This is a genomic window from Streptomyces sp. NBC_01233 (assembly GCF_035989305.1).
GTDB lineage: Bacteria > Actinomycetota > Actinomycetes > Streptomycetales > Streptomycetaceae > Streptomyces.
Map to the genome: position 1 here is coordinate 5140118 of NZ_CP108514.1, position 11208 is coordinate 5151325.

Here is an 11208-nt window from a genome sequence, read left to right on the forward strand (position 1 = left end):
TGTCGTCTGCTGCCGTGCGGCTGTCCTGCGTCGTCAGTCAGATCATGCCGGACGGTCGCCCTCGGTGGTGGACCCGGCCGCGCTTTGGAGCGCCGCGGCAGCCGCGCTCTCGGCCCTGCGACGGTGCTCCGCGGCCCTGTCTTCGTAGATCTTGGCCATCCGCAGGTGGTACTCGGGCTTGTCCTCCTCGTAGATGTCCGGGATGCCGTCCTGGTCCTCGTCGCGGTTCTCGGCGTCGGTGAGCGCCTCGTACTTGCGGTTGCGGAGCTTGAGCATGATGCACGCGATCACGGCGGCGATGAGCGAGCCGATCAGCACGGCCGCCTTGACCTCGTCGGTGAGGACCGGGTCGTCGGTGAAGGCGAGCTCGCCGATCAGGAGGGAGACGGTGAAGCCGATGCCGGCGAGCGAGGCCACGGCGAGCACGTCGGGCCAGGCGAGGTCCTCGTTCAGTTCGGCCTTGGTGAAGCGGGCGGCCAGCCAGGTGCCGCCGAAGATGCCCACGGTCTTGCCGACGACGAGGCCGAGGACCACGCCGAGGGTCTCGGGCCGGGTGAACACCTGAGCGATGGCCTCGTCGGAGAGCGAGACCCCGGCGGAGAACAGCGCGAAGAGGGGCACGGCGAGACCGGCCGAGATGGGCCGGACCAGGTGTTCGATGTGCTCGCCGGGGGAGTGCTCCTCGCCCTCCCTGCGGGTGCAGCGGAGCATCAGGCCCATGGCGACGCCGGCGATGGTGGAGTGGACGCCGCTGTTGTACATCAGGCCCCAGATGACCAGCGCGAGCGGGACGTAGATGTACCAGCCGTGAACGCCCCGGCGCAGCAGGAACCAGAAGAGGGCCAGGCCCACGAGCGCGCCGCCGAGCGCCAAGAAGTCGATCTCGCTGGTGAAGAACACCGCGATGATCACGATGGCGAAGAGGTCGTCGACGACCGCGAGGGTCAGCAGGAAGGCGCGCAGGGCCGACGGCAGGGAGGTGCCGATGACGGCGAGGACGCCGAGCGCGAAGGCGATGTCGGTGGCGGTCGGCACCGCCCAGCCGTCCATCGCGCCGTTGCCGAGGAGGTTGACCAGTATGTAGACCAGTGCGGGCGCGGCCATGCCGCAGACGGCGGCGATCACCGGGAGGGCGGCCGCCTTGGCGTCGCGCAGATCGCCCGCGACGAGCTCGCGCTTGAGCTCAATGCCGGCGACGAAGAAGAAGATGGCGAGGAGCCCGTCGGCCGCCCAGTGCTGGATCGAGAGGTCCAGCCCGAGGGAGGCGGGACCGATGTGGAATTCCTGGACCGCCTTGTAGCTGTCCGCCAGCGGTGGGGTGTTCGCCCAGATCAGGGCGGCGACGGCGGCCGCGAGCAGGAGTACGCCGCCGACGGTCTCGGTGCGCAGGGCGTCGGCGACGAAGCGGCGCTCGGGCAGCGAGAGCCGGCCGAGCAGCTTGCGGCTCTGACGGTCGGTGGGGCTGGGCGCTGCCACGAGGGGAAACCTCCGGGTCGGTTGGACGGCATGGCGAAGCTCATTGCCGACCAGACTTCCCGGCGCACCCTGTGGTCTTTCTTTATGCATTCAATATTTTACAGGGTGTACGCGAGGACGTATCCGGTGATCGTCACTTTAGGTGCGAAAGGGGCACCCGGCGCGTCGCGCCGGATGCCCCTTTCGGTGAGCCTTGGCGGTTCGATGCCTTGGCGCCCTGGTGCCTCGGCGTCAGTCCTCGCTGCCGGCGGCGGCCGGGAGCTTGCTCTGGATCAGGTCCATGACCGAGGAGTCGGCGAGCGTGGTGACGTCACCGACCGCACGGTTCTCCGCCACGTCGCGCAGCAGACGGCGCATGATCTTGCCCGAACGGGTCTTCGGCAGCTCCTGGACCGGCAGGATCCGCTTCGGCTTGGCGATCGGGCCGAGCGTGGTGCCCACGTGGTTGCGCAGGTCCGCGACCAGGCTCTCGGTCTCGGACGCGCTGCCGCGCAGGATGACGAAGGCCACGATGGCCTGGCCGGTGGTCTCGTCGTTGGCGCCGACCACGGCCGCCTCGGCGACCGAGGGGTGCGAGACGAGCGCCGACTCGACCTCGGTGGTCGAGATGTTGTGGCCGGACACCAGCATCACGTCGTCCACCCGGCCGAGCAGCCAGATGTCCCCGTCGTTGTCCTTCTTGGCACCGTCGCCGGCGAAGTACTTGCCCTCGAAGCGCGACCAGTAGGTGTCGATGAACCGCTGGTCGTCACCCCAGATGGTGCGCAGCATCGACGGCCACGGCTCGGTGAGGACCAGGTAGCCGCCTCCGCCGTTCGGGACCTCGTGCGCCTCGTCGTCCACGACGGTGGCGGAGATTCCGGGCAGCGCGCGCTGCGCGGAGCCCGGCTTGGTGGCCGTGACGCCCGGCAGCGGGGAGATCATCATCGCGCCGGTCTCGGTCTGCCACCAGGTGTCCACGATCGGACAGCGGTCGCCGCCGATGTGCTTGCGGTACCAGATCCAGGCCTCGGGGTTGATCGGCTCGCCGACCGAGCCCAGCACGCGCAGGCTCGACAGGTCGAACTTCGCGGGGATGTCGTCGCCCCACTTCATGAACGTACGGATGGCCGTGGGCGCCGTGTAGAGGATGGTGACGCCGTACTTCTGCACGACCTCCCAGAACCGGCCCTGGTGCGGGGTGTCCGGCGTGCCCTCGTACATCACCTGGGTGGCGCCGTTCGCGAGCGGCCCGTAGACGATGTAGGAGTGCCCGGTCACCCAGCCGATGTCGGCGGTGCACCAGTAGACGTCGGTCTCCGGCTTGAGGTCGAAGACCGCGTGGTGGGTGTACGCGGCCTGCGTGAGGTAGCCGCCGGAGGTGTGCAGGATGCCCTTCGGCTTACCCGTGGTGCCCGAGGTGTAGAGGATGAAGAGCGGGTGCTCGGCGTCGAAGGGCTGCGGGGTGTGCTCGGCGGACTGGCGGCCAACCACGTCGTGCCACCACACGTCGCGGCCCTCGGTGAAGGCGGTGTCCTGGCCGGTGCGGCGCACGACGAGCACGTGCTCGACCTGCGGGCACTTGGCGACGGCCTCGTCGATGGCGGGTTTCAGGGCGCTGGGCTTGCCGCGTCGGTAGCCGCCGTCGGCGGTGATGACCAGCTTGGCGTCGGCGTCCTGGATGCGGGAGGCGACGGCGTCGGCGGAGAAGCCGCCGAAGACGACGGAGTGCGCGGCGCCGACGCGGGCGCACGCGAGCATCGCGACGACCGCCTCGGGGATCATCGGCAGGTAGACGGCGACGCGGTCGCCCGCCTCGACACCGAGCTCGGTCAGGGCGTTGGCAGCCTTGGAGACCTCGTCCTTGAGCTCTGCGTAGGTGATCGCGCGGCTGTCGCCGGGCTCGCCCTCGAAGTGGATGGCGACGCGGTCGCCGTTGCCGGCCTCGACGTGGCGGTCCACGCAGTTGTAGGCGACGTTCAGCTTGCCGTCCGCGAACCACTTCGCGAAGGGCGGATTCGTCCAGTCGAGCGTCTCGGTCGGCTCGGTGGCCCAGGTCAGCCGCCGGGCCTGCTCGGCCCAGAAGCCCAGCCGGTCCGCGTCGGCCCGTGTGTACGCAGCCTCTGTCACATTGGCGGCGGCGGCCAGATCGGCAGGCGGTGCGAACCGCCGCTCCTCCTTGAGCAGATTGGCCAGGCTCTCATTGCTCACGACATCTCCCTTTCCCAGGGTGTCCGTTGTGTCCCCGGGCATAGCTCATCAGTCAGCGGCCCAGGTGACAAGGGGTAGCCGAGAATTGGTTTAGACCTATATCACAATCGGCCCGCACGTGAACGACGCGCGAAGGCCTCTTCCCGCTGCAGGGGGCGGGAAGAGGCCACACGATTGCACGGATACGGGAGGCTATCGGTTCACGGGCGCCGCAGTTCAGGCGTGCCGCGGTGCAGGCGTGCCGCGGTTCAGGCGTTCCGCGGTTCAGGTGTGCCGCGGTTCAGGCGTGCTGGCCCACGGTGTCGAAGACGCGGCAGTCGAAGAAGTCCTCGCCATCGGACAGCAGGTAGGCCTGGGCCTCGCCCACGTGGAAGTACATCCCGTGCAGCTCCAGGGTGCCCTCGGCGAGCCGCCTGGCCACCGATTCGTGCGCTCGCAGGTGCTCCAGCTGCTGGACCACATTGGTCAGGCACAGCTGCTCCACCGCGTCCGCCGGGAGTCGGCCCGAGATCCGGGCCCAGGCGTGGTGGCGGCTGGCCATCCGCTCCAGGCTGGGCAGCCCGTGCCGCAGCCAGCGGCGCAGCGGGGTCATCGGAACCCCGGGCGGGGAGCTGAGCAGGGCCTGCATGGCTCCGCAGCCCGAGTGCCCGCACACGGTGATGCTGTCCACCTTCAGCACGTCCACGGCGTACTCGATCGCCGCCGCCACGGAGTCGTCCGTGGATTCCGCGCCGGGCAGCGGGACCAGATTGCCGACGTTGCGGACCGTGAACAGGTCGCCCGGGCCGCTGGCCGTGATCATGCTGGTCACCAGGCGGGAGTCCGCGCAGGTGAGGAAGAGCTGCGAGGGCCGCTGCCCCTCGCGGGCCAGCCGGGCCAGCTCGTCCCGTACGTGGGGGGCGGTGTCGCGTTGGAAGGCGCTGATCCCGCTGGCCAGTTGGCCGGCGCCGCGCCGCCGGGGGGGCGGCGTGGCGGTTTCGGCCGCGGCGGTCCCGGCGGCCGCTGCCGCCCTGGCCGCGGCCGTCGGCGTACGGGTCCCCGTGGGGCGGTGGTCGCAGTGGTTCTGCCAGGGGGTCCAGGGCCGGCAGCACTGGTGCACCCCGCGCTGGGCCGCGCGCCGGGAGCGGTCGGCGCCGTGGGCCGCGTGGATCCCGTCCGCGGCCGGACCGATGCCATCGGCCGGGTCGGCGTCGCCGGAGGTCCGGATCGCCGAGCCGGAGCGGCCGGTGACCTCCAACGAGCCGCCGTGCGCCAGGTGGGACTCCTGCCAGTCGTGCAGCGTCTCGTAGGCCGCGTGGTCCATGAAGGAGCCGTCCAGCTCGATCACCGCGTGCCCGTCGTGCGGAATCTGGTTCAGCACCCGGCTCAGCCGCGGCACCGCGAGGAAGGTCAACTGCCCGCGCGCCCGTACCCGGTGGATCCCGCTGTCCAGCCGTTCCATGGTGATCCGGGTCCGGGCGAGCCGGTGCAGGGCCAGGGCTACGGCCACCGCGATGCCGATGGCCACGCCCTCCAGGACCCCACCGAGCACCACGGCCACGATGGTCGTGGCGTAGACCAGGACCTCCCGGTGCCGGGTGACGCTGCGCAGGTGGGTGATGCTGACCATCTGCACGCCCACGGCCATCACCAGTGCGGCCAGTGCGGCCAGCGGGATCAGGTCGAGGACCGGGACCAGCAGCCCGGCCGCGAGCAGCACCCAGAACCCGTGCATCATGGCCGATTTACGGCTGACCGCACCGGACTTGACGTTCGCCACGCTGCGGACGGCCACGCCCGTGATGGGCAGTCCGCCCAGGGCCCCGGAGACGATGTTCGCCGCGCCCTGCCCCCGCAGTTCCCGGTTGAGGTCCGCGCGCGGCGGGCGGTACCCCGTACGCCGCTCGGACGCGATCAGCTTGTCGGTCGCGACCGCGGAGAGCAGGGACTCGACGCTGCCGACCAGGGTGATGGTCAGTACGGCCGCGATGATCCCGAGGACTGGCCCCTCGGGCAGCTCGGGCAGGGCGTGGCTGCTCCAGGACGGCAGGTCCACCCGGGGCAGGCTGAGTCCGGCCAGCGCGGCGAAGACGGTGGCCGTGGCGACGGCGGCGAGCGCTGCCGGCACCCTGCGCAGGGCCCGGCCCGCCCGCCCGGGCAGCCGCGGCCAGCTGAGCAGGACGATCAGGGTCAGCACGCTGACCCCGAGTGCGACCGGGTGCAGGTCTGCCAACTGGCCGGGCAGGCCCTGGACGTTGGCGACGGCGGAGCTCTGCGGTGTGCCGCCGAGCACGATGTGCAGCTGGGCCAGGGCGATGGTCACGCCGATGCCGGCGAGCATGCCGTGCACGATGGCCGGGCTGACCATGAGTGCCGACCGGGCGGTGCGCAGTGCGGCGAGGCCGAGCTGGCAGAGGCCGGCGAGCACGGTGATGGCACATGTGGTGCGCCACCCGTAATGCTGGATCAACTCGGCGGTGACCACGGTGAGTCCGGCGGCGGGGCCGCTGACCTGGAGCGGGGCGCCGCCGAGCCGCCCGGCGACGATCCCGCCGGCCGCCGCGGCGACCAGCCCGGCCTGGAGCGGGGCGCCGGTGGCCAGAGCGATGCCGAGCGAGAGCGGCAGGGCGATCAGAAAGACGGCGATGGAGGCGGAGAGGTCCGCGGGGAGATCTTTGCGGATCTGTTCGGTCGTGCGCATGGGGGAGGTGGCTGTCATAGGTTCCCGTCTCCTCTGGGGGAGGGATGAAGCGGCGGGAGTCTCAACACTCGGTAAATGGATGGTAATGGAGAGTAAAGGCAAGCGGTGAATAATTCGGGCAAATGGCCCATGAATTAGCACTCAAGAGTGATTAAGCATTTTGTCCGGCTTGTCATACCTTCTTCAAAGTTGACCGCGTGGGACGTTGCGGAACGGAAGTCCTGCGATGGAACTGCGAGGGAGAGGTGGGGCGGATGATCGCCGCCACGAAGAAGATCGCCGGCGGCCTGGTCGCCACGGCGCTGGTCCTGGGAGTCGCCGGGTGCAGTGCCTCGGGACCCGCCAAGTCCCCGAGCCCGGGGGCCCCGAACGCGCGGAAGGGCAACGCCCCCGAAGCCCCCGGCAGCGTCAACCGGCCCATCGGCGACGGTTCGACCGCGTACACCGGCCCCCAGCCGAACGTGCAGAAGGCGCAGAAGCTGAAGCCCGGCGAAAAGCCCCCGCAGTTCGTGGTGTTCTCCTGGGACGGGGCCGGTGAGGACAGCCAGAAGCTCTTCTCGCACTTCCGCGAGGTCGGCAAGCAGTACAACGCCCGCATGACCTATTTCCTCAGCGGCGTCTACATGCTCCCCGAGGAGAAGCGTTCCCTCTACACCGCGCCGCAGCACTCGCCCGGCCGCTCCGACATCGGCTTCGGCGACCTCCAGGGCATCAAGGACACCGCCACCCAGGTGCGCGCCGCATGGCTCGAGGGCAACGAGATCGGCACCCACTTCAACGGGCACTTCTGCGGGCCGGACGGCGGCGTCGGCACCTGGTCCGTTGACGAGTGGAAGAGCGAGATCAACCAGGCCAAGTCCTTCGTCAAGAACTGGAAGACCAACGCGGGCCTGAAGACCATGGAGGCGCTCCCCTTCGACTACGAAAAGGAGCTCATCGGCGCCCGCACCCCCTGCCTCGAAGGCCAGAAGAACTTCATGCTGGCGGCGAAGGACATGGGCTTCCGCTACGACTCCAGCGGCATCAGCAAGCAGATCTGGCCCAAGAAGACGGACGGACTCTGGGACGTCCCGCTCCAGCTGGTGCCCATGCCGGGCCGCGCCTTCGACACCCTGAGCATGGACTACAACTACATGGTCAACCAGTCCGGGACGACCTCGCAGGGAGACCCCTCGCAGCACGCGTACTGGGGCGACCAGATGCGCGACGGCCTGCGGGAGGCCTTCGACCGCGTCTACCAGGGCAACCGTGCGCCGCTGATCATCGGCAACCACTTCGAGTCCTGGAACGGCGGCACCTACATGCGCGCCGTCGAGGAGTCCATCAAGACCATGTGCACCAAGCCGGAGGTCCGCTGCGTGCCGTTCCGCGAGCTGGTGGACTGGCTGGACGCCCAGGACCCGAGGGCCCTGGAGTGGATGCGCACCCTCGACGTCGGCGAGGCGCCGAAGCAGGGCTGGGCGAAGTTCCTGACCGCGGGGCCGCCGCCGGCGCCGGCGGCCCCCGCGGGCGTCAAGCCGGCTGCGGAGCCGGCTGATGAGAGTGCGGACGAGGGCTGACGAAGGACTCGCCTCCGGCGGTGCTCGCGACGCCCTCGCGCAGGGTGAAACCGGGGTCGATCTGGTCCGCCAGGTCGACCCCGGTCTTGGCGTTGCCCCAGCTCTCCGCGTTCTTGAGGTGGAATCGCACCATCTGCTCGGTGTACCGGTCCCAGTCGCGGTGCGCGTACGAGTCGTCGGCGGCGTCCTGGAGCGCCTGGAGCGCGAACCGGTTGGTCGCCTCCAGCAGTTCGAAGGCGGCCGGGCGGCCCTTCTCCATCGCCCGTACCCAGTCGGAGTGCCCGACGGTGACCAGCAGGTCCTCGCCCACCTCGTCCTGGAGGAACTCGATGTCCTCGGGGCCCTGCACCTTGTTGCCGACGACCTTCAGTGCGACCCCGAAGTCCCGCGCGTACTCCTTGTACTGGCGGTAGACGGAGATGCCCTTGCGGGTCGGCTCGGCCACCAGGAAGGTCATGTCGAAGCGGGTGAACATGCCCGAGGCGAAGGAGTCGGAGCCGGCCGTCATGTCGACGACCACGTACTCGTCCGGGCCGTCGACCAGGTGGTTGAGGCACAGCTCGACCGCCCCGACCTTGGAGTGGTAGCAGGCCACACCCAGGTCGGCCTCGGTGAACGGCCCGGTGGCCATGAGCCGTACGGGTTCCCCGTCCAGCAGGAGCGTGCGCGCGCAGGCCTCGTACACCGGGTTGTCCTCGGTGACCCGCAGCAGGCGCGAGCCCCGGCCGGGCGGCGTGGTCTTGATCATCGTGTCGGCGGACGCGATGCGCGGGTTGGAGCCCCGCAGGTACTCCTTGATCAGGGGCAGGTGCGCGCCCAGGGCGGGCAGTCCGGCGGCCTCGTCCTCGCCGAGTCCGAGCGCGGCGCCCAGGTGCTGGTTGATGTCGGCGTCCACCGCGACGACGGGGGCCTCATTGGCGGCGAGGTGGCGGATGAAGAGGGAGGACAGCGTCGTCTTGCCGCTGCCGCCCTTTCCCACGAAAGCGATCTTCATGTTCACCAAGTGTAGTGGATCGGTTGCACACTGTTGTCAAGGTGAGTGAAGAAGACCACTCCAAGGAGGGGTCGGTGCTATGGGTGCGCAGTGCGTAGGCTCCCTACTTATGAGTAGCGCTTCTGACCCGTTGGTCGCCCTGACCGGGCTTCCGGGTGTCGCCGAGTCCGTGGATTCCGTACGCAAGGCCGTGGACCGGGTCTACGGGCACCGGGTGATGCGCCGCCGCAGCGGTGAGATCACCTCGGAGGCCGCCCTGCGCGGAGCCCGCGGAAGCGCGGCGCTGTCCGGTGTGGACTGGGCGCTGGAGGAGGTGCGCCGCCGCACCGACTTCGGGTCGGAGCCGGAGGCGCTCACTGTGGGCGCGGCCCTGCGGCTCACCGCGGAGGCCGGGCAGCTGCTGAGCATCTGGCGCCAGTCGCCGCTGCGGGTCCTCGCGCGGCTGCACCTGGTGGCGTCGGGGTCGACGGCCGAGGGGGACGTGGTCGGCCGCCCCCGCCTGGCGGGCGAGCAGGTGGTGGAGCCCCTGGTGGACCTCCCGCTGCCGAGCGCCGTGGAGGTCGCGGGCCGGCTGGACGGCCTGTCCCGACTGATCATCGCGGGCGGATCCGCCCCGGCCCTGGTCACGGCGGCGGTGGTGCACGGCGAACTGCTGGCACTGCGCCCCTTCGCCTCGTACAACGGGCTGGTCGCGCGGGCGGCCGAGCGCATCGTCCTGATCAACAGCGGTCTGGACCCGAAGGCGATCTGCCCGGCGGAGGTCGGCCACGCGGAGCAGGGGCGCGAGGCATACCTGGCCGCCTTCGAGGGCTACGTCTCCGGCGCCGCGGAGGGGATGTCCGCCTGGATCGCCCACTGCGGGCGGGCGATCGAACTCGGGGTGCGCGAGTCGACGGCGGTCTGTGAGGCCCTGCAGCGCGGCGCGGCCTGACCCGGGGGCGGAAGGCCGGGGCGGACGCGGGTGGCCGGGGGGTTCGGATCGTCCCCGGACGTGGGTTGCGGCGACACCGTACTGCTTTGGTGTCGCCGCTGGCACTTACGCCCAGTTACCAAGCGTCCTCGATATTTGCCCATCAGGTCGGGGACTTTGCCCGTTACCTGGTGCGGCTGGCCCGTAATCGACGGGTCGACGTCGCGTGGGTGCTCGGCGCTCATGCTTCGGTCCGTGGGCCTTACTGCGTTTTAAAGATGATCCTCTCGGATGTTCTTTGGTCTCGCGGGCCGTTGCTTTATTTGTACTCCGCTTCGGTGCCATGCGAAACCCCTGGCTCCACTTTTTACTTTCCGGGACGAGTTCGGGTGAACCGGACAGCCCGCATCCGCGCAGGTCAGGAAAATCAGGCAGACCTGGCGGCGGCCAGCGCGCTGGCCCGGCGGCGGCTCGCGTACCAGACCAGCCCGGCTGTGGCGGCTGCCGCGCCCACGGCGGCCGCTGCGACCAGGGCCGGGCGCGCCGGCATCGACAGCCCGGGGAGCCGCTGCTTGAGCCGCACGGGCCGGTTGAACACCAGGACCGGCCACTCGCGGGCCACCGCTTCCCGCCGCAGCGCCCGGTCGGGATTGACCGCGTGCGGGTGTCCCACGGCCTCCAGCATCGGGATGTCGGTGGCCGAGTCGCTGTAGGCGTAGCACCGGGCGAGGTCGTACCCCTCGGACTCCGCGAGCTCGCGGACCGCTTCCGCCTTGGTGGGCCCGTAGGCGTAGTACTCGATCTCGCCGGTGAAGCAGCCGTCCTCGCCCACGACCATGCGCGTGGCGACGACCCGGTCCGCGCCGAGCATCTCTCCGATGGGCTCGACGACTTCCGCGCCGGAGGTCGACACGATCACCACGTCGCGGCCTGCCGTGTGGTGGGCCTCGATCAGTGAGGCGGCCTCGTCGTAGATGATCGGGTCGATGAGGTCGTGCAGGGTCTCCGCGACGATCTCCCGCACCTGCTGCACGTTCCACCCCTTGCAGAGGCCGGACAGGTACTCCCGCATCCGTTCCATCTGATCGTGGTCGGCGCCGCCGGCCAGGAAGATGAACTGCGTGTACGCGGTGCGCAACACGGCTCGCCGGTTGATCAGGCCGCCTTGGTAGAAGGACTTGCTGAACGTCAGGGTGCTCGACTTCGCAATGACCGTCTTGTCCAGGTCGAAGAAGGCTGCGGTGCGAGGCGAGGAGCGCGGCAAGGGCTGATTTTCCACGCCCCGAGCATATGCGCCCACCATTCGGCGTAAGGTGTGGCGCGTGGGTTTGCCTGAGAAGGCTCTCGGGTACACCATGGAAGTCACGGATCGTTCGCGACCGTGCTAACCCGGTCTGGC

Annotated in this window: 7 protein-coding genes; 2 read left to right on the top strand and 5 right to left on the bottom strand. The window is 69.9% G+C overall.

The annotated features are described in order from the left end of the window. Window positions 1-42: 42 nt before the first annotated feature. From nhaA to OG332_RS24520, 3 genes are all read right to left on the bottom strand, one after another. On the bottom strand, window positions 43-1476 hold the full coding sequence (gene nhaA, locus OG332_RS24510) for a Na+/H+ antiporter NhaA (protein ID WP_327415500.1): 1434 nt from the start codon (window positions 1474-1476) through the stop codon (window positions 43-45). Window positions 1477-1707: 231 nt separating this feature from the next. Beyond that, window positions 1708-3708, bottom strand: coding sequence for an acetate--CoA ligase (acs, locus tag OG332_RS24515; protein WP_327415501.1), 2001 nt, complete (start codon window positions 3706-3708; stop codon window positions 1708-1710). A 238-nt stretch (window positions 3709-3946) separates the two neighbouring features. Continuing rightward, the gene (locus OG332_RS24520) at window positions 3947-6364 is read right to left on the bottom strand and encodes a SulP family inorganic anion transporter (RefSeq protein ID WP_327415502.1); all 2418 of its coding nucleotides are present in this window, start codon (window positions 6362-6364) and stop codon (window positions 3947-3949) included. 236 nt (window positions 6365-6600) lie between these two features. Between OG332_RS24520 and OG332_RS24525 the strand changes: the two genes are divergently transcribed. After that, window positions 6601-7905: a hypothetical protein gene (locus tag OG332_RS24525; RefSeq protein ID WP_327415503.1), complete on the top strand. Its 1305-nt coding sequence runs from the start codon at window positions 6601-6603 to the stop codon at window positions 7903-7905. Here OG332_RS24525 and OG332_RS24530 read toward each other — a convergent pair. Then, on the bottom strand, window positions 7859-8899 hold the full coding sequence (locus OG332_RS24530; RefSeq protein WP_327415504.1) for an ATP-binding protein: 1041 nt from the start codon (window positions 8897-8899) through the stop codon (window positions 7859-7861). The two genes, OG332_RS24525 and OG332_RS24530, sit on opposite strands and share 47 nt — an antisense overlap. A gap of 109 nt (window positions 8900-9008) precedes the next feature. On the opposite strand from OG332_RS24530, the gene OG332_RS24535 reads away from it, so the two are divergent. Continuing rightward, window positions 9009-9830, top strand: a complete 822-nt coding sequence (locus tag OG332_RS24535; protein WP_327415505.1) for an oxidoreductase — start codon at window positions 9009-9011, stop codon at window positions 9828-9830. A 406-nt stretch (window positions 9831-10236) separates the two neighbouring features. On the opposite strand, the gene OG332_RS24540 is transcribed toward OG332_RS24535, so the two are convergent. Beyond that, on the bottom strand, window positions 10237-11112 hold the full coding sequence (locus OG332_RS24540; protein ID WP_327415506.1) for an HAD family hydrolase: 876 nt from the start codon (window positions 11110-11112) through the stop codon (window positions 10237-10239). Window positions 11113-11208 lie beyond the last annotated feature (96 nt).